This window comes from Psychrobacillus sp. Z16_25 (assembly GCF_056856695.1).
In genome coordinates, this window is record NZ_JBXEOV010000004.1 from 133,078 (window position 1) to 154,612 (window position 21,535).

A 21,535-nucleotide genomic window follows, 5' to 3' on the forward strand; every position below is an offset into this window, starting at 1 on the left:
GGAATTGATACATTACTTTTCACCCCGTGTTACTCATATTCTTGATTAATTGATTATACCTTTTTTCACTAACCTGTTTTTTATTATTTTCTCCCCATCAACACTATTGGTTCGGAGCAACGTCGGCGACTCCAACGGGAGCAATGTGTCAGGCAAGACAGCGCAAGCGTTGGGTGTTGGCTTGCCTTGTGGAGAGAGAAACTAAGAACGTCACATCCTGAACTTTTTCCTGACCAACATCCTGTTGGCCCTCGGAAAGCATGCTACGATGCAGATAGCCCAGACTGCTTACAATGCATTCATATCACACTATAAGAAAATAATGCATCTTATCTGTTTTATTCGTTCTTTAAAAGGCTTCCATAGAAAGGCTTAACAAAACTAGTCCTTTCTTCATATGTTCTTTTTAGAATTTATTGATCAAAACTTAGCATTAGTAGGATCACCATTGGTTCGGAGCAGCGGCGGCGACTCCGGCGGGAGCAAGGTGGTAGGTAAGACAGCACAGCCACGCGCGTAAGCGATGGGTGCTGGCTTACCTTGTGGAGGGAAAACTAAGAACGTCACATCGTGTGACAACGTTTTCCTGACCAACATCCTGTTGGCCTCCGGGAAAGCGTCCGACGATGCGGAGAACCAGAGGTTCCAAGAATATATTTCCTCACCAACATCCTGTCGCCCCCACTCGAAGCGTCTGACGCAACGGAGAACCCTATGCTCTCCTAAACAAGAAAGCACTTATGAGTCCTATCATACGATAGAATCATAAGTGCTTCTTTATCATTTATTATTCTCCAACAGATGCCTTAATGAACTCACGGAACAACGGTTGTGGACGCTGTGGACGTGAAACGAACTCTGGATGGAACTGAGATGCCACAAAGAATTTATGGTCTGGTATTTCCACAATTTCAATCAAGCGACCATTCGGGCTAGTTCCAGAGAACACAAAGCCAGCTGCTTCAAATTGCTCACGGAATTCATTATTAAACTCATAACGATGACGGTGACGCTCATATACAAGCTCTTCTCCGTAAGCTTGATGCGCTTTAGAGCCAGGAGTTAGCTTACATGGATATAATCCAAGACGTAAAGTTCCACCAAGATCCTCTATATCCTTTTGCTCTGGTAATAGATCGATGATAGAATAAGGTGTTTTTGGATTTAACTCCGTAGAATGTGCATTTTCCATATTAAGAATAGAACGCGCAAATTCAACAGTCGCAAGCTGCATACCTAAGCAGATTCCAAGGAAAGGAACGTTGTTTTCACGCGCAAATTTGATAGCGGAGATTTTTCCTTCTACTCCACGATCCCCAAAACCGCCAGGCACTAACACGCCGTCTACATCTCCCAGTATTTCAGCTACATTCGTGTCATTTACTTCTTCTGCATTAACCCATTTAATCTCAACGTCTGCATCAAATGTATAACCAGCATGCTTCATCGCTTCCACTACAGAGATATAAGCATCTTGAAGCTCTACATACTTTCCAACTAAGCCAATCTTCACTTTCTTGGATAGAGATTTCACTTGGTTCACTAGCTCTAACCATTCTGTCATATCAGCTTCCGGAGTATTTAGACCGAAATGATCTACCACAATTTGATCAAGATGTTGCTGTTGCAGCATTAATGGAATTTCATATAAAGAATCTGCATCTATACACTCGATTACTTCTTCTGGTTTAATGTCACAGAATAACGCAATTTTATCCTTCATGTCTTGAGGCACTGGCATTTCAGAACGGACAACAATGACATTTGGCTGGATACCTAAGCTGCGTAATTCTTTTACGCTATGTTGCGTTGGCTTTGTTTTCATTTCTCCAGCAGCCTTAATAAATGGAACAAGCGTACAGTGTACATACATGACATTTTCGCTTCCAACGTCACGTTTCATTTGGCGAATTGTCTCTAAGAAAGGTAGTGATTCGATATCCCCTACAGTTCCACCAATTTCTGTGATGACGATATCAGCCTTTGTTTCTTTTGCAGCTAAAAATAATCTTTCTTTGATTTCATTCGTAATGTGAGGAATAACTTGTACAGTTCCTCCATTATAATCTCCACGGCGCTCTTTACGTAAAACGGAGGAATATACCTTACCAGTTGTGATATTGGAATATTTGTTTAGATTGATGTCGATAAAACGCTCATAATGTCCTAAATCTAGGTCAGTCTCTGCTCCATCATCTGTCACGAATACTTCTCCATGCTGATAAGGACTCATCGTACCAGGGTCTAAGTTGATATAAGGATCAAACTTTTGAATGGTAATCTTTAATCCTCTATTTTTTAATAAACGCCCAAGAGAAGCTGCAGTTATTCCCTTACCCAGAGACGAAACAACCCCACCAGTTACAAATATAAATTTTGTCATTGCTTGTTCCTCCTAATTTGTTACTACAATAATAAAAGCGCTCCTTCTACTAGTTTTCCTAGCAGAGGGAGCGCATATACACACGAGTATGTCTCTTAAAAAGAGCCCAATAAAATCTTATAGCGTTTAGATATAGAAGTCAAGGATTATTCTTCTTCCTCAATTTCGTCTACATCTAATTCTTCCTCATCGATGATATCAAAATCTTCATCTTCCTCGTCTATTAAGTCTTCTTCGATGACATCCACATCGTCAATTTCTTCTTCCTCGAAGTCGATTACGACAGCATCTTCATCTTCGTCCTCATCTTCTTCATCATCGACGAATTCTTCGAAGTCCTCATCAAAGATAATCTCATCTTCATCTATTTCTTCTAAATCATCCAGTTCGTCATCCACAATCTTAGCTTTTTTCTTACGAACCTTCACAGTTGGTGCTGTTTCCTCTTCAATTTGTTCTACTGGGTACCATTCTCTTAATCCCCATTGGTTTTCCGCAATGGCTAAAAAACGACCATCAATATTCATATCCGTATAGAATTGAGGTTTGCGTGCAGCCATCTCTTCATCGCTGTATCCTACTAGCTTTTGAATTTCCTCAAATAAATCAGGTAAAGTCATCGCATTTTTTCTATCTTCTAATATTGCAAAACCAATATCGATTAGTGATTCTTCTTGTAATTGTTCTGTTGTCATCTCACGAAAATTCAAATCGTGCACGTCCTTTCTTGTCCTTTAACATACTTCCCATTATATACAAACAATTATGTTATATGCTACAATCAATTATTCTTTTTGAAAAGAGAAATTTTCTTACCTACTAGGATGAACAAGTAGAAAGAGAGCAATAGTAATGGGATAGAGGCCAATTTACTATTATACAGAATTATAGCAAGTAAAAGGAGAATAATGACAATCAACATTCGTATGGAGTTTTTCATTCCACTTGCCCCTCTACTCTTAGTAATCTTATTATACAAAAATATCCGAAAAAAGGTGCCCAAATATAATAACTTTTTGGACACCCCTCTCTATTCCTATTTTACTCATCCTTCGCTAATAAAGACGAACTATATTTTTACATATTTCTTCTGTATTGACCGCCAACCTCATAAAGCGCATTGGTGATTTGACCCAAGCTAGCCTTCTGAACGGTTGTCATTAGCTCTTCAAAGATATTACCACCAGTCATGGCAACCTTTTTAAGATTTTCTAAAGCTTCCTTTACTTCGTCTGTATGTTTTTCTTGAAACGCAAGAAGATTTTGAATCTGTGTTTCCTTTTCTTCCGTGGAAGCACGAGCAAGCTCCATATTATCTATCTCTTCCGCAGAAGGTGGATTTGGATTCAAGTAAGTATTTACCCCAATAATCGGAAGCTCTCCTGTATGCTTCTTCATTTCATAATACATAGATTCCTCTTGAATCTTTCCACGTTGATACTGCGTTTCCATTGCCCCTAGCACTCCACCTCGGTCATTGATTGAATCAAATTCCTTCAGTACAGCTTCTTCTACTAGGTCTGTCAGCTCCTCCACGATAAATGCTCCTTGGAGAGGGTTTTCGTTTTTCGACAATCCGTGTTCTTTTGTAATAATCATTTGAATCGCCATTGCCCGTCTTACCGATTCCTCTGTAGGAGTAGTAATTGCTTCATCATAGGCATTGGTATGAAGCGAATTACAGTTATCCTGAAGAGCCATCAGTGCTTGTAGGGTCGTCCGGATATCATTGAAGTCAATCTCTTGGGCATGCAAGCTTCGACCTGATGTTTGGACATGATATTTCAATTTTTGACTTCTTTCGTTCGCTCCGTATTTCTCTCGCATAACAATCGCCCAAATTCGACGAGCCACCCGTCCAATCACTGTGTACTCTGGATCCAACCCATTCGAGAAGAAGAAGGAAAGATTTGGAGCAAAATCATCGATATTCATTCCACGACTCAAATAATACTCTACATACGTAAATCCATTTGCAAGTGTGAAAGCTAGCTGAGAAATAGGATTCGCTCCAGCTTCCGCTATATGATAACCAGAAATGGATACAGAATAATAGTTTCGAACCTGATGGTCAATGAAATACTGCTGGATATCTCCCATCATTCGAAGCGCAAATTCTGTTGAGAAGATACACGTATTTTGTCCTTGATCCTCTTTGAGTATATCCGCCTGCACGGTTCCCCTTACGACTTGAAGGGTTGCCTCTCTCACCTCTGTAAACTCTTCTACCGTTAATGGACGACCTAGCTTTTCCTCCTGCACACGTACCTGCTGGTCTATCGCAGTGTTCATGAACATCGCTAGAATAATCGGTGCCGGTCCATTGATAGTCATTGAAACGGAGGTTGATGGTGCACATAAGTCAAAGCCGTCATATAGCTTTTTCATGTCATCTAATGTACAGATACTTACGCCAGACTCCCCAACCTTCCCATAAATATCTGGTCGATAATCTGGATCTTCTCCATATAATGTGACCGAGTCAAATGCGGTAGATAAGCGCTTAGCGTCATCATCCTTTGACAGATAATGAAAACGACGATTTGTTCTTTCAGGAGTCCCCTCACCTGCAAACTGACGCTTCGGATCTTCTCCCTCTCGTTTGAACGGAAATACGCCAGCAGTGTATGGGAAAGAGCCTGGTACATTTTCTTTGTACACCCACTTTAGAATTTCTCCGTAGTCTTCAAATTTCGGCAGAGAAATTTTAGGTATTTTCAGGCCTGATAAGCTTTCTGTACGCAGAATTGTACGAATCTCTTTGTCTCGTATTTTTGTAATAAATTCATCTCCAGCATATGCTTCTTTTACAGACTGCCAGTTATCTAAGATGCGTTTTGATTCTGCCGTTAACTCATCTCTTACTCCTGCAGCAAGTGACTCTAAGGAGGAAACAAGCGCATCGTCTGGCGCCTTTTCCTTTACAGTTTGAATAGCCCCCTCCAGCTGAAACAGCCTTCTAGCAAAGCTTACTTGCTCCTCGGTCTTTTGGTGATAACCACGTACTGTTTCCGTGATTTCACGTAAATAATAGCGGCGATCATTTGGAATGATGACGTTTTGTTTTTGCGTTTTAACAAATTGCTCATAGGACGTTTCCCAATTCGTCCCTACCTTTTTGTTTAAAACATCTACTAGAGCAGCGAAAAGCGAGTTCGTTCCCTTGTCATTAAATTGGCTTGCAATCGTTCCGTAAACCGGCATATTATCAAGCGCTTCATTCCAAAGCTCATGGCTTCGCTGGTACTGCTTTTGTACCTGACGTAAGGCATCCTCTGAGCCCTTTCGTTCAAACTTATTAATCACAATCAAATCAGCATAATCAATCATATCAATTTTTTCTAATTGAGATGGTGCACCAAACTCACTGGTCATGACATACATAGAAACATCGGAGACATTGGTAATTTCCGCATCCCCTTGCCCAATTCCACTCGTCTCTACAATGATCAAATCATAGCCAGCAGTCTTCACCACATCTAATACATTCTGGGTAGCACCAGAAAGCTCTGTACGAGAACCACGTGTTGCAAGACTTCGCATGAACACTCGTTTGTTAAAGATGGCATTCATACGAATACGGTCACCCAAAAGTGCTCCGCCAGTTTTTTGCTTCGTCGGGTCAATGGATAACACAGCAACCTTTTTATCTGGCAGCTCTTGCAAGAAACGTCTGATCAGCTCATCTGTCAAAGAGCTTTTCCCTGCTCCCCCAGTCCCTGTGATTCCTAGCACAGGGGTAGATTTTGAAAGGCCCTTTGCCAGCTCTAGCATCTTAAGTGCTTCCTCATCCTGTGATTGATGCGCTTCCTCTGCGACCGTAATTAAATGAGCCAGCTTTTCAGGATGATCTGTTGTAACCTCTCCTATCGTTTTGCTAGCTCCATCCGATTTGCTTGGATAGTCACACTCTTCTAGCATTTTATTAATCATACCTTGGAGTCCTAATTTTCTCCCATCCTCTGGAGAAAAAATACCGTTAATACCGTATTCATGAAGCTCTTTGATTTCCTTCGGAATGATTACACCACCACCTCCGCCGTATATACGGATATGAGGTGCTCCCCGCTCTGCAAGCAGGTCCTTCATATATTTAAAATACTCCACATGCCCTCCTTGATAGGAAGAAATGGCGATCCCTTGTACGTCCTCTTGTATGGCAGCGTTTACTACCTCCTCTACAGAGCGATTATGACCTAGGTGTATTACCTCGGCTCCGCTAGACTGTAGAATTCGGCGCATAATGTTAATCGATGCGTCATGGCCGTCAAAAAGGCTTGATGCTGTAACAAAACGAACATGATTTTTTGGACGATATACTTCCACCTTTGACATGTTGGTCCCCCTTGTTTGTTTACGTGATAGAAGATACCAGCTGAGAATTTTTCAGTTGGTACCTTTTAACGTGAATAGCTGTGCCTCCCACCCCTGGAGCACTTACTTTGCCATATGCACGTTGTTCATTTCTTCATCCCATTGAATAATAAATTGATCTGCATTTCGGTGAAGTCATACAGTGTATGTTCTTTCTTTAATGCCCATCTTCTAAAGGCCCACATTTGTCCTTGGACAACGAGCGTATGAGCATAGAGCTGCGCCTGCTCCTCACTGATCTTCAGCTCCCCAGCCTCGATACAGCTTTGAAGCATCTTGTGGAAAATACTGACCATTTCTAATTCCTTTTTTAATACGTACTCCAATGCGTTTTTCGGCAGTGATTTAGTTTCCTGGTACATCACGACGAATTCATCCGACATGTCATCTATCACCCCATAATAGTGACGAATCGCATTTTTCAATTCATCCAGTGTACCAGCCTCCGCTGTAAATTCGGAAAGACGGCCATGAACCTCATGATAAATGCTGTCGCAGACTAAGTAGAGCACATCCTCCTTGGTACGAATATACTCGTACAGGGTTCCGATGCTAAATCCAGCTTCCTTGGCTATTTCCCTTGTCGTCGTTCGGTGAAAGCCCTTCTGCTTAAAGAGAGCCACTGCCGCCTGGACCATCTGCTGACGCCTTTTTTCTATGAGTGTTCCATCCTTCACCGTGGTAAGGATTTCGTGCTTCTTATCCATCTGTTACTTTGTAAGCATACGAGAGATAACAAGACGTTGAATTTCTTGTGTTCCCTCATAAATTTGAGTTATTTTTGCATCACGCATAAAACGCTCTACAGGGTAATCTTTTGTATAACCATAGCCGCCGAAAACCTGCACCGCTTCTGTTGTTACTTTCATTGCTGTATCTCCAGCCATCAGCTTTGCCATCGCAGACTCTTTACCGTATGGAAGTCCGTTAGACTCTAGCCACGCTGCTTGATAGGTTAATAGACGAGATGCCTCTGTAGCTGTAGCCATATCTGCTAACTTAAAGGAAACGCCTTGATTTGCCACTATAGGCTTACCGAATTGAACACGCTCTTTTGCATAGCCAACTGCCGCGTCTAGAGCACCTTGTGCAATTCCAACAGCTTGCGCAGCAATACCGTTACGCCCGCCATCTAATGTTTTCATTGCAATAATAAAGCCTTCTCCTTCTTCGCCAAGTAAGTTTTCTTTTGGCACACGGCAGTTATCAAAAATAATTTCCGTTGTAGGTGATGAACGGATTCCAAGCTTTTTCTCTTTTTTCCCTACGGAGAAGCCTTCGAAGCCAGACTCTACGATAAAAGCACTTGTTCCTTTATGCTTCGATTCTGGATCTGTTACTGCAAATACTACATAGATATCTGCAATACCCCCATTTGTAATAAAAATCTTAGAGCCATTTAACACATAGTGATCTCCGTCTAGCTTTGCAGTTGTTCTCATGCCACCTGCGTCAGACCCAGATCCTGGTTCTGTTAAGCCATATCCACCTATTTTCTTTCCTTCTGCCATTGGACGAAGATATTTTTGCTTTTGCTCTTCATTTCCATATTTGAAAATTGGCCAGCCGGCAAGTGATGTATGCGCTGATAACGTAACCCCTGTAGAAGCACATACTCTTGAAAGCTCTTCAACTGCGATACAGTAAGCAAGGTAGTCAGAGCCAATTCCGCCGTATTCCTCTGGCCACGGGATACCTGTTAAGCCTAGCTCCGCCATTTTATCGAAGATTTCTCTGTCAAAGCGTTCTTCCTCATCACGCTCTGCAGCAGTTGGTGCTACTTCATTTTCAGCAAAATCTCTTACCATTTTACGAATCATTTCATGCTCTTCTGTTAATTGAAAGTTCATTTTTCTTCCCGCCTTTGTCTGTTTGTTAGTTCATCAAATGCTTGCTTACTACAATTCGCTGTATCTCACTAGTACCTTCGTAGATTTCCGTAATTTTCGCGTCACGGAAGTATCTTTCTACTGGATAGTCCTCTGTATAGCCATACCCTCCGAAAACTTGGACTGCTTCAATAGCTACATCTACTGCTGTTCTGGAGGCAAATAGCTTCGCCATGGATGCTTCTTTTCCACAAGGAAGTCCTTGATCACGTAAGTTTGCAACTCGGTAAACCAATAATCTTGCTGCTTCTACTGCTGTGGCCATATCAGCTAGCTTAAAGCCTACCCCTTGGTTTGCAGCAATCGGCTTTCCAAATTGGATTCGTTCCTTAGAGTAATTAACCGCTGCTTCTAGGGCAGCCTCCGCTATACCTAGAGCCTGTGTCGCAATCCCAATCCGTCCGGTATTTAGGTTTGCCATTGCAATTTTAAAGCCTTCTCCTTCTTCTCCTAACAAATTAGCAGCTGGAATACGCATATCCTCGAATGTAATTTGTACGGTTCTTGATCCGTGAAGACCCATCTTATGCTCATCTTTCCCAATGATAAATCCTGGGGTCCCCTTATCGACTATAAAGGCAGAGATTCCTCTAGAGCCCTGAGAAGCATCTGTAGAAGCAAATACGATATATACATCTGCTTCGCCCCCATTTGTAATAAAAACCTTGGAGCCATTGAGAACATAATGATCTCCGTCTTTCACTGCTTTTGTTTTTAAGGCTGCTGCATCCGAACCAGCAGAAGGCTCTGTTAAACAAAATGCCCCTAAAAATTCTCCTGATGCTAGCTTCGGTACATACTGTTTCTTTTGCTCCTCTGTACCAAAATAGAGAATTGGGTTAGTCCCAACGGATGTGTGAACAGATAGAATAACCCCTACTACTGCACTCACCTTGGACAACTCGTTAATAGCGATAATATAGCTTGTAAAGTCCATTCCTGAGCCACCATATTCCTCTGGCACAGTAATTCCCATCAAGCCAAGCTCTCCCATTTTGGAAAGGATCTCCCTAGGAAACTCCCCTTGCTCCATTCGCTCAATAAAAGGCTCAATCTCCGTCTTTGCGAAGCTCCTCACCATATCGCGCATCATTTGCTGTTCTTCTGTAAATGTTAATTCCATCTGAATGGCGCCCCTTTTCCCCTTCTCTTATTCGTAAACGTAGAAGCCTCTACCAGTTTTCTTTCCTAAGTATCCAGCCTTCACATATTTACGCAATAGCGGACATGGACGATATTTGCTGTCACCAAACCCGTCGTGCAGAATTTCCATGATATACAGGCATGTATCTAAGCCAATAAAATCTGCTAGCTGTAGTGGTCCCATTGGGTGATTCATCCCAAGCTTCATTACCTCATCAATCGCTTCTTTTGTTGCTACCCCTTCATAAAGTGTATAGATTGCTTCGTTAATCATCGGCATTAAGATACGATTAGAAACGAATCCTGGAAAATCATTGACCTCTACTGGGACCTTGCCAAGCTTCTTCGTCATTTCCTCAATTTCCGTGTATACTTCGTCTGAAGTTGCCAGACCACGAATAATCTCTACAAGCTTCATAACTGGGACCGGGTTCATAAAATGCATGCCAATTACTTGGTCTGCTCTGTTTGTCACTGCTGCAATTTCTGTAATTGGTAGTGAGGATGTATTCGTTGCTAGAATGGTATGCTTTGATGTAATTTCATCTAGCTGTTTAAAAATAGATTGCTTGATTTCCATGTTTTCCACTGCCGCTTCTATCACTAGGTCGACATCACTTGCATCCTCAATAGCTAATGATTTAGTAATTCTATTTAAAACAGCTTCTTTCTCTTCCTCCGTCATACGCCCCTTTTCCACGTTGCGTGAAAGATTTTTGGTGATTGTTTGGATGCCCCTTTGATAGAACTGCTCCTCACGGTCATTTAGCTTCACTTCAAAGCCAGCCTGTGCACAAACCTGCGCAATTCCCGATCCCATTTGTCCTGCTCCAATAACCATTACCTTTTGTATTGTCATCTGATTTCTCCCCCTGTTTTTGGAACTTCAATCATGATTGCATCTCCCTGACCACCGCCAGAGCAAATTGCAGCAATCCCTATTCCGCCACCGCGACGCTTTAATTCATACGCAAGTGTCAATATTACTCTTGCACCAGAGGCACCAATTGGATGTCCTAGCGCAACCGCTCCTCCATTCACATTTACTTTCTCTTCATCGAGGTTGGCTAGCTGGCTGCTTACTAATGCGACTGCAGCAAATGCTTCATTTATCTCAAACAAATCAATTTCTTCTAGTAATTTTCCTGTTTTTTCGAGCAGCTTATTTATTACTAAACCAGGCGTTTGTGGGAAGTTTTCCGGTTCCACTGCAATGGTTGTATGGCCAATCACATAAGCGAGGGGCTCTTTCCCAAGTTCCTGTGCTTTTTGTTCATTTGTTAATACGAGCGCACATGCCCCATCATTGACACCCGGTGCATTGCCTGCTGTGATTGTTCCGTCAGCACCGAAAGCTGATTTAAGCTTTGCCAATGTTTCCTTAGATGTATCCTTACGTGGAGCTTCATCCTCTTGGACAATTGTCGGGTCTCCTTTACGCTGTGGAACTTCAACCGGCACAATCTCATCTGCAAAGATACCTTTTTCTATAGCTTGGATTGCACGCGCATGGCTTCTATATGACCATTCGTCCTGTCTTTCTCGTGTTAAGCCAAAGGACTCGGCAGTAGAGTTTCCATAAGTGCCCATATGCACTTGCTTCGGATGGAAGGAGCAGGATAATCCGTCAACTATCATCCCATCTACTACTTTCCCATCGCCCATACGGAGACCGGTTCTTGCTTTTGGTAAGTAGTAAGGAGCATTAGACATGGATTCCATTCCACCAGCTACGATTACTTCCTCGTCCCCAAGTCGGATCAATTGATCGGCTAAAGTTACACTTCGCATGCCTGACGCACAGACTTTATTGATTGTTTCCGTTTGGACTGCCCAAGGAATACCTGCCTTGTTTGCAGCTTGTCGTGATGGAATCTGCCCTTGACCAGCCTGAAGCACCGTCCCCATGATTACTTCATCCACTTGCTCAGGCTGCACTCCTGCTTTTTGTAGCGCCGCTTTTATTGCTATTCCTCCAAGGTCTGATGCTGACAAGCTACTCAGTGCTCCTCCAAACTTTCCAAAAGCTGTACGTGCTCCATCCAAAATTACTGTTTTACCCAATATAGTCACCCCTTGTTTTGAATGCGCTTACAAATCCAGTTAATAAACGAGCGCTCCTTCTACCTACTATTTTTCGCTTAGGTGTTGACTGAACGCTCGCTCGATGTTTATTTCTAATAAAAGGGAGTGCTTCCACTCCCTTTCTATATTACTATTAGTTTACTGAATAAATTAATGCCTTGTAAACACTATTGCACAATTTGTTCTTCATTTTCCTCAGTTGGTACTGCTGTTTCTCCAAAAATCGACTTCTCTAGAAGCTCAGCAATATCATAAGTTCCTACGGTATCTTCTACTTCTTTTGCCTTCGTACCGTCTGATAGCATCGTTAAGCAATATGGACATCCGGAAGAAATGATTGTTGGATTCACTTCTAGCGCTTGTTCCGTACGAGCAACGTTAATACGATTTCCAACGTGCTCTTCCATCCACATGAGACCTCCACCTGCTCCACAGCACATACCATCTTGACGGTTACGCTTCATTTCCACTAGCTTCACGCCTGGAATTGATTTTAAAATCTCACGAGGCGCATCATAGACGTCATTATAACGACCTAAGTAACAAGAATCGTGGAATGTAATTGTTTCATTCACTTCGTATTGAGGCTTCAAGCGACCAGCTTGCACCAGTTCAAATAACAGTTCAGTATGGTGAAGAACTTCCCCGTTCCAGCCAAAATCACCGTATTCGTTTTTAAAGATATTGTATGCATGTGGGTCGATTGTAACGATTTTTGTTACGCCAGCTTTTTCAAATTCTTTAATATTTGCAGCTGCTAGCTCTTGGAACATGAACTCGTTTCCTAGACGACGAGGTGTATCTCCAGAGTTCTTTTCTTTATTACCAAGGATTGCAAACTTCACTCCAGCTTCATTCATTAGATGAGCAAAGGATAATGCGATTTTTTGAGATCTGTTATCAAATGAACCCATTGATCCAACCCAGAATAAGAATTCAAATTCTTCTCCAGCTTTAGAAGCTTCTTTTACAGTAGGGATATGAAGATCCGGACGTGCATCTCTCCAGTTTTCTTTCTCCTTACGGTTAAGTCCCCATGGATTTCCTTGACGCTCGATGTTCGTCATAGCACGCTGAGCATCAGGCTGAACTTTCCCTTCAGACATGACAAGGTAACGACGAAGATCAATAATTTTATCTACGTGCTCGTTCATTACTGGACATTGATCTTCACAGTTACGGCAAGTAGTACATGCCCAAATTTCTTCTTCCGTGATTACTTCCCCAATCATTGAAGGGCTGTAAATATCCTCAATTACTGCGCCCTCTGCTCCAGCAGCCATCGCAAGCTGGTTTCCTTTCGTTCCTTGGAAAGCAAGCGCTGGTACCCAAGGCTTTCTTTTCGTCTCCACCGCTCCAGTGAAAGTTAAGTGATCACGAAGTTTTACAATTAGGTCCATCGGTGACAGCATTTTTCCTGTGCCAGTTGCCGGACACATATTTGTACAGCGACCACATTCTACACATGCATAGAAGTCAATCATCTGTGCTTGTGTGAAGTCCTGTACACGGCCTACACCAAATGTAGGCATCTCTTCTTCATCCTCTTCGTCCTCTTCCGCCTCTTCAAAGTTAATCGGACGTAATCTTCCAACCTTGTCTAGACGGTGGAAATATACGTTAGCAGGTCCTGTGATGAGGTGGAAATGCTTGGATTGTGGGATATATACAAGGAATGTGAGTAGCAATAGCAAGTGTACCCACCACATAGCAAAGAAAACGGTTACTACAGCAGTTTCAGGCAGCCAAGCAAACGCTGTAGCTATAGCGGATGCAACTGGCTCAGTCCAAGTTGCCTCGTGACCATGCCAAATCATGTTCATTCCATTCCCTACTAATACAGATACCATTAGTCCACCGATGAATATCAGAACAAAACCATTTTTCCAGCCACGCTTCAACCGAACTAGCTTTTCTACATAACGACGGTAAAACGCCCAAATAACTGCTACCAAAATCGTTAATGTCACGATTTCTTGGAAGAAAGTAAACGCAGGGTACAACGGTCCAAGTGGCATATGTGACCCCGGTGCCAAGCCCTTCCAAATAAAATCAATTGCTCCAAACTGTACTAATATAAAGCCATAGAAGAACATAAGATGGATTGCTCCACTTTTCTTATCCTTCAATAGCTTCTTTTGACCAAAAACATACACCCAAATTTTGCGAAGACGCTCTTTCACATTGTCTTCAAACTCTACTTTTTTCCCCAGTTTGATATATGCATATCTCGTTCTCAATAAGTATGCAAACAAGTAGAACGCATACGCTGTAACGCCGAGGAACAATACCCAGTTAGCAATTAACAACGGATCCATTTCTTTCTCCCCCTCTAAGATGTGACTAATACTACCAATTTACCATAATAATAGAATTATAAGAATTAATACCATATTAGAACTGAATGAGCATTCAGTCAATAGTTATTTATACAATGTGGACAGAAATTTTTAAATTATATTCAAATAATGACGATTGCCTGGATGCTGACTTTGATAAAGTCGCTTCTATTTTAGAGTAAGCTTTCGCTGAACGAGAGTATTGCCTCGTCATCCGAGAGTAATTGACCTTCGAACGAGAGTAAAGCTGCCGAATGAGAATAAACTGCCTCTATCCGAGAATAAACCTCTAACGAACGAGAGTATTACCTCGCTAACAGAGAGTAAATAGATTGCGAGTGAGAGTAAAGCTCCACCACCTAGTGGAGACTATTCGAGAGTAACCCTTTCTCGAATGAGAGTATTTCCTCGCCGAATGAGAGTAAACTGCTTCTATCCGAGAATAAACCTCCGCTGAACGAGAGTATTGCCTCGCTAATCGAGAGTAATCCACACCGACTTATATTCCCTGCTATCCGATAGAAAATATTACCTACTCTCAAAGCGGACTTCGGCCATGCCTTTCCAACAATTTAACTTATTAAACTAAATCCAAGCGGATCACAAATCATACCAGGAAGTATTGGTCATTCACTCATACACTGTATTCGAATAAGAAAAATGAATTTGCGCTCTTACATATAAAAAACTGCACCACATTATTAGACAGGGCTAATAATGAAGTACAGTTTCTTAACTAACTTTTCAACAGATACAAATCTTATGAATCCGTTTTTTTATCACTACCTACATTTTTAAATACCTTTGCGCTGCGTACATACTCCACATCGGGAACGTTTTCTCGTACATTGGCCACTCTAGCTGCAGCAAATAAGTAATCTGATAAACGGTTCAAATATCTTTGAACGACGCTTGGTACATCCTCTTGTGTTTTCATTAAGGTAACCGTTAGCCTTTCTGCTCTCCTCGTTATGGTACGCGCTATATGAAGCGTTGCTGCAGCAGGCGTGCCACCCGGCAATATAAATCTTTCTAAAACCGGACCTTCTTCTACGAGCACATCGATTCTTTGTTCCATCGCTTCAATTGCTTCATCTGTCATCTTATACACACGGCGATTGGAGACGTTCGCCAAGTCTCCACCGCAATCAAATAGCTCGTGCTGGATTGTCTCCAGGTCTTCTAAAATATCTGCAAACTTGGTTGGATCAAGCTCTGTTATTGCTTTGCCAATAAATGAATTTACCTCATCAATGGTGCCATAAGCCTCCACTCGTATATCATCCTTATCCGTTCTGCCACCTATTAAGCCTGTTTGCCCTTTGTCGCCTGTCTTTGTATAGATTTTCATTCGTCCCGCTCCCTTCTCTTACAACCCTTTTGTTTGCTTATAAATTTGGATTGCTTCCACTGTACATTCAAAAACGCCTTGGCCTATTTTTTTGCCAAGTGCTGTTACTGGACCAGCATAAGGGATAGTTTCCCCTTCTTGAGTGGAGGCGATTAAGATGCTATCCGTAGGAGTACCAGTAGCTGGTGTATTCGTTCGCTTATCATTTATTCCCTCTGAAACCAATGCCTTTGTTTTTGCCTCGGTTGCCGTCATTACGGCTTGGATAAAAGCTTCTTCGGTCATTTCTCCGTTAATAATTACCCAGGTATTAATCGTCCCCACTGTAGGAAAGGTTTCTATTTCATGCGTTCTTGCTACATCTACGGCATTACCTACCCCAGCTGTAACCATTACGATAATACTGCCAAAGTTTGTTTCATATTCCTTGATAACTGCATCCTCTATATTTACCGCTGTCATCATGGCTACTGTATCTGTCGGCTGGAAGCCATGCGTTTGGAGGTATTGTTCCATTTCTGCTTGTACATTGTCACATGCATAGTGCGGGCTAACTCTTCTATTTAGAAAATGGCTGTACCAACCGCTTCCTGCATTCACAACAGCAGAGGACCACGTTTTAAGCTTCTTTTCAGATTGAAATAAAACATATTCTGGAAATATTTTAATGTGCTCCTTCGAAATAAAACGTTGCTTTGATTCCTCTTTCACATCAGGTAAAAGTGTAATTTGAGGCTTAGGCTTTTCCGGATGAGGAGTGGTACTAATTCTCGCTTTATAGACATCCTCTACAATCGCTTTCTTTATTACCTCTTGCGGGTGTCCAATTACCTTTATTTCCCCTCGGTCCATTAAAATCAGTCGATCACAATATAAGGAGGCAAGATTGATATCGTGAAAGATGCTGACAACTGTCAGTTCATTTTCAATTGCTTGTGTTTTGATCGTATCCAACAGCTGTTTTTGATGTGCAATATCTAGATGGTTTGTAGGCTCGTCTAATAATAAAATAGGGGCTTGTTGAGCTAAGGCCTGGGCTACAAATACTCTTTGCTGCTCTCCACCCGACATTAATTCTAAGAGCTGGTGCTCATATTCCTCAATGCCAGTTAGTCGCATTGCCTTCTTTACCGCCTGCTCATCCTCTTCTGACCAGGTAGAAAACCAGCTGCTTTGGTGCGGATAGCGACCCAAAGCAACGGTTTCCCTCACTTTATGTGAAAAAGACTGGTTGTGCAGCTGTGGAAGCACCGCTAGTTTTTTGGCAAGTTCCTTAGATGAATAAGAAAGTAAAGGTTTATTATCAACAATTACCTCTCCTTCCTTTGCAGGTAATATTCTACTCATAAGCTTGAGAAGCGTTGATTTCCCGCTTCCGTTAGGACCTAGAATGCCTAGCATTTCTCCTTTTTCCACCTGAAAGGAAACATTATGCACGACTATTTTCTGATCATAGCCACCAGATAGATTATTTATTTTCAGCATATCAGATGCTCCCTCTCTTTCGTTGTCGGAAGAAAATAAAAGCAAAGACCGGAGCACCGATAAAGGCTGTGATTACTCCAATTGGTAGCTCTGCTGGTGAAATGATAGTACGTGAAACTAGGTCACAAATGATTAACAGCGTAGCTCCATTCAAAAAGCTCAGTGGTAGCACATGTCTATTATCAGAGCCAAACAGCTGCCGAGTTATGTGTGGAACAACCAATCCCACAAATCCAATCGTGCCTGAAACAGCAACCGCTCCACCAGTCAGCATAGAACCACCAATTAACACCATCAGCTTCCTCTTTTTCACATCCACACCTAGGTGTAATGCTCGTTCTTCTCCAAATAGCATGGCATTTAACTCTCTTCTATTGAACCAAAGCAGTAAGGAACCTACAATCACAAAAGGCAAGGCTAGCTTTATATATTCCCAGCCTCTCATCGACACACTTCCCAATAACCAGCCGATAATTTGCCGAAGCTCTTCCCCGGTTAACGCAATCATTAAAGAAATAATGGATCCTAAGAAAGAGCTGAATATAATCCCGGTCAATATGATTGTCTCCATTTTCATGGAACGATCGACAAGCTTTGCAAACCCCATTACCAACAGCATTGTACAAAGAGCTCCTAGCATACTAAAAATCGGGAGAGTGAACCCACCTAGAAAGGGAACAGAAAGTCCAAAAAATAATGTAGCAACAGCTCCTACGGAAGCTCCCGATGAAACACCAAGTGTGTATGGATCTGCTAAGGGATTTTTTAATAGACTTTGGAAAGCAGCTCCAGCGATTGCCAAGGATGCTCCCACTAGGCCAGCCAGCAGTACCCTCGGCATTCTAATTTGCCATACAATATTAGCTGCTACCTCGTCGGATGTCGTATCCCACAGGGTACTAAATGGAACTTTGACAGAGCCGACTGATACACCAAGCCAAATTGCGATAAGTAGAGAAGCAATTGACAAGATGTAGCCAAGCCTTAATTTACTCACTAAAAGCCTCCGGATAAATCGCTCTCGCAACTTCTTCTAGACCATCTGCCAAGCGAGGACCTTGTCGGCTAGTTGTATCTTCATTTATTTGGACAATCGCATCATTTTTCACTGCTGTTATCGTATCAAATCCTGGTCTTGCTTTAATTTTCTCTTGAACTCCATCCACATAGCTGTATGCAACCAAAATGACATCTGGATTTCTTGTAATAATCTCTTCAGGGTCAATTTGGAACCAGCCCTCTTGATCCTCTACCACATTTTCTGCATTCACCATATTTAAAATTTCTTGCATAAACGTGTTGTTACCCGGCGTGTAGATTTCAGGTGCATCGGATGTTTCCACAAAAACGGTCTTCTTTGTCTCAACCTGTGAGACCTTGTCTGTTATATCTTGAACCTTGGCTTTCATCTCTTCGATTACTTTCTGTGCTTCTGGGAACTTTCCAGTAGCTCTACCAATTTGCTCAATGGTTGTATAGGTTTCATTGAAGTCCTCTGCATTTTGAACTACATAAACCTTCACTCCCGCATCACGTAGCTGTTGAAGTCCTGATTCAGCCATCCCTACAATGGATTCGTGTGCAAACACAATATCCGGAGTTAGAGAAAGAATTTTTTCGATATTGTATTCCATTCCACCGATTTTTTCTTTTTCCAATGCCTCTGGTGGGTAGCTTTCATATTCATTTACACCAACAATTTCTTCATTCAAGCCTAACGCAAAAAGAATCTCCGTGTTGCTTGGTATCATGGATATGATTTTCTCTGGAGCTTCCTCTAGGGTTATCTCTTGTCCGACAGCATCCGTTAGTGTCAGTGGGAACTCGGTATCAGATACCTCTACTTGTGTACCTTCCTCTTTTTCAACCTTTGTTTCTTCCTCCGATCCACATCCCACTAATAATAGCAGCGATGCAATCAGTACAAACCAAAACTTCTTCATTCTACATTCCTCCTATGTGCAATAAAAAAATCTCCCATCTGATGATGAGAGATAGATATAGGTATAAATCCGCTTGGACTAACATGAGCCGATCTACACCAAACCTATCCTCGTAGGCAATGGGTGTACATACATAAAGGCAGGTATCCTGGCTCGTGATTTCTCACTTACAGTGGCGGGACCGCGCTGGACTTTAACCAGCTTCCCTTTTAACCCAAGCGCTTACACTCGGGCACCTTTATGCAACATATGAATATGCCTTTATTATACTCTAATTCGATTCAATGTCGATATAAAAAAGAGGCTTTGGTATTTAACCAAAACCTCTTAAGGTGTTACATCTTCTCTGGAGCGGAAACTCCAAGTAATTTTAATGCATTTTCAATTGTTTGACGTGCAGACGTTACTAAAGCCAAACGCGCTTCTGATAGCTCTTTATTTTCTGGGTCTAACACTTTGTCTGCGTTATAGAAGCTGTGGAATGTTGCAGCAAGCTCTTGAATATAAGTTGCTACTCGGTGTGGTGCACGCATTTTCGCTGCATCAGCCACCACTCTCGGGAAGTCCCCGATTTTCTTCAATAGGTCTGTTTCTTTTTCACTTTGTAATAAAGAAAGAGATGCTGTTGAAGCTGCCATGCCTTTTTCTTCTGCAGCACGTAAGATAGAACAAATACGAGCATGTGCATATTGTGCATAGTATACAGGGTTTTCATTGGATTGAGATACCGCTAAGTCTAAGTCAAAGTCCATATGGGAATCGCCGGAACGCATACCGAAGAAATAACGAACAGCATCTAATCCAACCTCTTCTACTAGCTCACGCATTGTTACCGCTTTTCCTGTACGCTTACTCATTTTCATTTTTTCGCCGTCTTTATATAGCTGAACCATTTGGATAATGGAAACCTCTAGTTTTTCACGCTCGTATCCAAGCGCTTCGATTGCCGCCTTCATACGTGGGATATAGCCATGGTGGTCTGCTCCCCAAATATTGATTAGCTGGTCAAAGCCACGAACAATTTTGTCCTCATGGTATGCGATATCTGGTAATAAATAAGTGAAAGAGCCATCACTCTTAATTAACACACGGTCCTTGTCGTCTCCAAAGGTTGTAGAGCGGAACCAAGTTGCTCCCTCTTCCTCAAAAATATGACCATTCGCTTTTAATTTATCTAGTGCCACCTGAATTTTTCCATCCTCATAAAGAGAAGTTTCAGAGAACCAGTTATCGAAGTTCACACGGAAATCTGCTAAGTCCTTTTGAAGCTTCGCAAGCTCTACCTTTAAACCATGTGTACGGAATGCTTTATAGCGTTCTTCGTCTGACATATGGATAAACTTGTCGCCATGCTCTTTTGCAAGGTCGTTAGCAATATCAATAATATCCTGTCCGCGGTATCCATCCTCAGGCATTTCTTTTTCCATGCCTAGTGCTTCAAAGTAACGAACTTCTAAAGAAACAGCAAGGTTGTGGATTTGATTACCCGCATCATTAATATAATATTCACGCGACACATCATAGCCTGCGAAATCTAATACGTTACATAGAGAATCGCCAACAGCTGCTCCACGTGCGTGACCAAGGTGAAGGTCACCAGTTGGGTTAGCTGATACAAATTCCACTTGAACTTTCTCGTTTGCACCTGCTTTAGTACGACCGTAATTTTCTTTTTCTGCTAATACAGCCTTTACTACATCTTGTAGATAGTCCTTGCGAATGGTGATATTCATGAATCCTGGACCAGCGATGTCGATTTTCTCCATCATTGTTCCTGTCATGTCTAAGTTTTCTACGATTGCTTCTGCAATTTGACGTGGATTCTTTCTTGCTAGTTTTGTCAGTTGCATCGCTATGTTTGTCGCATAATCCCCATTTGCTTTATCCTTAGGTGTTTCTAAGTGGATTGCAGGAATTTGTTCTTCTGCTACTAACTCTGCCTTAACAATCGCTTTATGCAAAGCTTCCTTCATTGCTTGTTGTACTTGTTCTACCGCGTTCATTATTCCGCCTCCGAATATGTTAGTTGGATTAAGTATGTTCCTACTACTTCCTCTTGGACAATCAGTTCATATTCCACTTGAAATTGTCCTTCTGAGAAGGTAAGTTGTTTTGTATTTGTCATAATCATCATGGATCCGAATCCAGAGTCATAGCTGCCTGTTTGTGGCTCTCCTACTTGGAAAGGCAGTCGCATCTTTACTCCACCGCTTCGTAGAATTAATGCAGCTTCCTCATTTAGTTTGACAGTTGTACGGACATTTTTCTCATTTTGTAATTCTTCGTACACTAGGTAAGGCTGTCCACCTTTGATGGTAAGCTCTCCTGTTGTATGCAGTTCTATCGTTTCCTTTGGAATATCAGGATGCTGGATAGAGGATAAGAGATGTACGTTTACTGTTTTTTTGGTTGGTTGAGACATACAGTTCATCCTTTTAGAGCATTTATTTATCATATATATAACCTTCATATTATAGCTTATACGAAGCGTTTGTGCCAAGTTATGATTGGCATTGGGAGATAGTTTAGGGAAATCGATGAGT

15 protein-coding genes and 1 riboswitch are annotated in these 21,535 nt (G+C 41.9%); all 15 genes read right to left on the minus strand.

All coding sequences use genetic code 11. The features are described from left to right. Nucleotides 1-787: 787 nt before the first annotated feature. The 15 genes from AC1VU3_RS06475 to AC1VU3_RS06545 all read right to left on the minus strand — a co-directional run bounded on the left by AC1VU3_RS06475 (nt 788) and on the right by AC1VU3_RS06545 (nt 21,414). Nucleotides 788-2,383: a CTP synthase gene (locus AC1VU3_RS06475; RefSeq protein ID WP_482983110.1), complete on the minus strand. Its 1,596-nt coding sequence runs from the start codon at nt 2,381-2,383 to the stop codon at nt 788-790. Nucleotides 2,384-2,529: 146 nt separating this feature from the next. Then, nucleotides 2,530-3,093, minus strand: a complete 564-nt coding sequence (rpoE, locus tag AC1VU3_RS06480; RefSeq protein ID WP_480389638.1) for a DNA-directed RNA polymerase subunit delta — start codon at nt 3,091-3,093, stop codon at nt 2,530-2,532. A 367-nt stretch (nt 3,094-3,460) separates the two neighbouring features. Beyond that, entirely contained in the window at nt 3,461-6,718 is a 3,258-nt protein-coding gene (icmF, locus tag AC1VU3_RS06485; protein WP_482983111.1) for a fused isobutyryl-CoA mutase/GTPase IcmF, read from the minus strand. 125 nt (nt 6,719-6,843) lie between these two features. Further along, nucleotides 6,844-7,464: a TetR/AcrR family transcriptional regulator gene (locus tag AC1VU3_RS06490; protein ID WP_480389640.1), complete on the minus strand. Its 621-nt coding sequence runs from the start codon at nt 7,462-7,464 to the stop codon at nt 6,844-6,846. Nucleotides 7,465-7,467: 3 nt separating this feature from the next. Beyond that, entirely contained in the window at nt 7,468-8,607 is a 1,140-nt protein-coding gene (locus AC1VU3_RS06495) for an acyl-CoA dehydrogenase (RefSeq protein WP_482983112.1), read from the minus strand. Nucleotides 8,608-8,632: 25 nt separating this feature from the next. After that, nucleotides 8,633-9,769, minus strand: coding sequence for an acyl-CoA dehydrogenase (locus AC1VU3_RS06500; protein WP_480389642.1), 1,137 nt, complete (start codon nt 9,767-9,769; stop codon nt 8,633-8,635). Between the two features lie 27 nt (nt 9,770-9,796). Beyond that, on the minus strand, nt 9,797-10,648 hold the full coding sequence (locus AC1VU3_RS06505) for a 3-hydroxybutyryl-CoA dehydrogenase (protein WP_482983113.1): 852 nt from the start codon (nt 10,646-10,648) through the stop codon (nt 9,797-9,799). Further along, entirely contained in the window at nt 10,645-11,853 is a 1,209-nt protein-coding gene (locus tag AC1VU3_RS06510) for an acetyl-CoA C-acetyltransferase (RefSeq protein ID WP_482983114.1), read from the minus strand. Before AC1VU3_RS06510 ends, AC1VU3_RS06505 begins: the two co-directional genes overlap by 4 nt. Nucleotides 11,854-12,041: 188 nt before the next feature. Then, a complete protein-coding gene (locus AC1VU3_RS06515) occupies nt 12,042-14,192 on the minus strand; it encodes a (Fe-S)-binding protein (RefSeq protein ID WP_482983115.1) in 2,151 nt (716 codons plus the stop codon). Between the two features lie 781 nt (nt 14,193-14,973). Continuing rightward, nucleotides 14,974-15,564, minus strand: coding sequence for a cob(I)yrinic acid a,c-diamide adenosyltransferase (locus AC1VU3_RS06520; RefSeq protein WP_482983116.1), 591 nt, complete (start codon nt 15,562-15,564; stop codon nt 14,974-14,976). A gap of 18 nt (nt 15,565-15,582) precedes the next feature. After that, complete coding sequence (locus AC1VU3_RS06525; protein WP_482983117.1) at nt 15,583-17,049, minus strand: adenosylcobinamide amidohydrolase; 1,467 nt, start codon at nt 17,047-17,049, stop codon at nt 15,583-15,585. A 1-nt stretch (nt 17,050) separates the two neighbouring features. Next, the gene (locus tag AC1VU3_RS06530; protein ID WP_482983182.1) at nt 17,051-18,022 is read right to left on the minus strand and encodes a FecCD family ABC transporter permease; all 972 of its coding nucleotides are present in this window, start codon (nt 18,020-18,022) and stop codon (nt 17,051-17,053) included. Between the two features lie 16 nt (nt 18,023-18,038). Beyond that, nucleotides 18,039-18,992 carry an ABC transporter substrate-binding protein gene (locus AC1VU3_RS06535; protein WP_482983118.1) on the minus strand — a complete coding sequence of 318 codons (954 nt, stop codon included), beginning with the start codon at nt 18,990-18,992 and terminating at the stop codon, nt 18,039-18,041. A gap of 121 nt (nt 18,993-19,113) precedes the next feature. Next, nucleotides 19,114-19,247: riboswitch (cobalamin riboswitch) on the minus strand. Between the two features lie 80 nt (nt 19,248-19,327). Next, nucleotides 19,328-20,995: an arginine--tRNA ligase gene (gene argS / locus AC1VU3_RS06540; RefSeq protein ID WP_482983119.1), complete on the minus strand. Its 1,668-nt coding sequence runs from the start codon at nt 20,993-20,995 to the stop codon at nt 19,328-19,330. Further along, nucleotides 20,995-21,414, minus strand: coding sequence for a YwiB family protein (locus AC1VU3_RS06545; protein ID WP_482983120.1), 420 nt, complete (start codon nt 21,412-21,414; stop codon nt 20,995-20,997). Before AC1VU3_RS06545 ends, argS begins: the two co-directional genes overlap by 1 nt. Between the last annotated feature and the right edge of the window lie 121 nt (nt 21,415-21,535).

Excerpts from the sequence above, each read along its gene's own strand:
- AC1VU3_RS06525 (WP_482983117.1), bottom strand. The coding sequence starts at position 17,049 with ATGCTGAAAATAAATAATCTATCTGGTGGCTATGATCAGAAAATAGTC.
- AC1VU3_RS06520 (WP_482983116.1), bottom strand. The coding sequence starts at position 15,564 with ATGAAAATCTATACAAAGACAGGCGACAAAGGGCAAACAGGCTTAATA.
- argS (WP_482983119.1), bottom strand. The coding sequence starts at position 20,995 with ATGAACGCGGTAGAACAAGTACAACAAGCAATGAAGGAAGCTTTGCAT.
- AC1VU3_RS06495 (WP_482983112.1), bottom strand. The coding sequence starts at position 8,607 with ATGAACTTTCAATTAACAGAAGAGCATGAAATGATTCGTAAAATGGTA.
- AC1VU3_RS06490 (WP_480389640.1), bottom strand. The coding sequence starts at position 7,464 with ATGGATAAGAAGCACGAAATCCTTACCACGGTGAAGGATGGAACACTC.
- AC1VU3_RS06505 (WP_482983113.1), bottom strand. The coding sequence starts at position 10,648 with ATGACAATACAAAAGGTAATGGTTATTGGAGCAGGACAAATGGGATCG.
- AC1VU3_RS06535 (WP_482983118.1), bottom strand. The coding sequence starts at position 18,992 with ATGAAGAAGTTTTGGTTTGTACTGATTGCATCGCTGCTATTATTAGTG.
- AC1VU3_RS06475 (WP_482983110.1), bottom strand. The coding sequence starts at position 2,383 with ATGACAAAATTTATATTTGTAACTGGTGGGGTTGTTTCGTCTCTGGGT.
- icmF (WP_482983111.1), bottom strand. The coding sequence starts at position 6,718 with ATGTCAAAGGTGGAAGTATATCGTCCAAAAAATCATGTTCGTTTTGTT.
- AC1VU3_RS06545 (WP_482983120.1), bottom strand. The coding sequence starts at position 21,414 with ATGTCTCAACCAACCAAAAAAACAGTAAACGTACATCTCTTATCCTCT.
- AC1VU3_RS06500 (WP_480389642.1), bottom strand. The coding sequence starts at position 9,769 with ATGGAATTAACATTTACAGAAGAACAGCAAATGATGCGCGATATGGTG.
- AC1VU3_RS06515 (WP_482983115.1), bottom strand. The coding sequence starts at position 14,192 with ATGGATCCGTTGTTAATTGCTAACTGGGTATTGTTCCTCGGCGTTACA.